The 1,571-nt window shown below is 31.6% G+C and carries 1 protein-coding gene; it reads right to left on the reverse strand.

Going from position 1 to position 1,571, the window contains the following annotated elements:
• Nucleotides 1-179 precede the first annotated feature (179 nt).
• A partial coding sequence (locus tag P8V03_RS18935) for a transposase (protein ID WP_318799366.1) occupies nucleotides 180-1,571 on the reverse strand: 1,392 nt, incomplete at its 5' end.

A 1,571-nucleotide genomic window follows, 5' to 3' on the forward strand; every position in this document is an offset into this window, starting at 1 on the left:
ATGGGGCTGTCGCATTAGCATAAAAAAATATGCTAACGCGGCAGCGTTTTTTTGTATTCCATGGAAATTTTAGTGATATTCCAAACTCAAATAAGCCAAATAATTAAAAAATGGCGCACTTTAATAAACCTTTGATATTAAGGCTTTTTTTAATTTACAAAACTTTTAAAACTTAAAAATTAGGAACTCTTTTTAAGTGGAAAAAGATGTGTTCCAGTTCTATCTGACTGAATTTTATTATGTAGCTTATTTATATTATGTGCCATTACTAACAGAATACTTTCTGACAAAACATTCCTTTTGCCTTTGCTTAGATATCTACGAAATCCCATATCGTGTTTTATTTCCGCAAAAGAGCCTTCGGCCTGAATACTTCGATTCATTCTCAACTCGCAGCCTTCTTCACTTACAATTCTTTCAAGATTCTCTTTGCGAAGCATGTTGAACAGCTTTGAAGTTTCGAGATTTTTAACTCTTTCTTCTAATGGTGTTTTGCAGTTATGTCCTTTTATACATTTATTCTTATGCTCACAGTTACTGCAGTCCTCAGAAGTGTAAATTGTTTTTTCACTTATATAGCCAGTCCTACTTTTTCTTTTTACTATTTTATTTACTATTAGCTTTTTATTATTTTTGCAAGTATAATAATCACCCAACTTTGTATAATCCATGTTTTCTATTTTACTTATATCATTTTTATATTTCCTTGTTTTTGATATTTCATAATTTGCTGGCTTAATATATGACAACTGTGCGTTTTCTTTAATATAAGCATAATTTTCCTCACTCTCATAGCCTGCATCTGCAACAATTTTAAAATACTTAAAATACAAGAAATTTTCCATACTTTTTATAAACGGAATCAATGTTGTTGTATCAGTAGGCTGGTCGCCTACAGTAAGCCACACTATATATTCAGAATCAACTCCATGCTGCACATTATAAGCAGGTTTTAACTGACCGTTTTTCATGGCGTCTTCTTTCATCCTCATAAACGTTGCATCTTTATCTGTCTTTGAATAGCTATTACGCTTGCCGCAGGTATGGATTTTTTGTGTATATTCTTTTAGCTTATTAAGATATTCTTCGAGTTTTTCAATTGAACGTTGAAGTGAAGTTTTTCTTTTACCACATCCATGTACAAATTCTATATTTTCTTGTTTTTTCAAGGCGTAAAGCTTCTTGCGTAGCTTTTTGACATGCTTTATTTTTACTTTGTTCTCATATATAAGCTTTATTCCATACAGTTCTTCACATTCATCTACGAAATCAACTAATTTATAAAGTAATCTCTCCAAATTTTTTGAAACTGCTTTTTTCCAAACGAAGGTGTACTTGTTGGCGCAGGATTCTATCTTTGTACCATCAATAAATATTGCATCTCCTAATATTTCTCCAATTTCATAAAGAAAGTTTGTCATTTCAGCCATAATTGTTTCTGAACATGGAGTAAAGTGAAGACTACGGAACCTTGCAAAGGTAGAATGATCTGGTACTGGTGAACCTTCTAACAGGTACATGAAATTTACATCTCTTTTACAGGAGGTTTCCATTTCTCTAGAAGAATAGTT

Origin of the sequence: Clostridium tanneri (assembly GCF_033659955.1) — a bacterium.
Classification (GTDB): Bacteria; Bacillota; Clostridia; order Clostridiales; family Clostridiaceae; genus Clostridium_AM; species Clostridium_AM tanneri.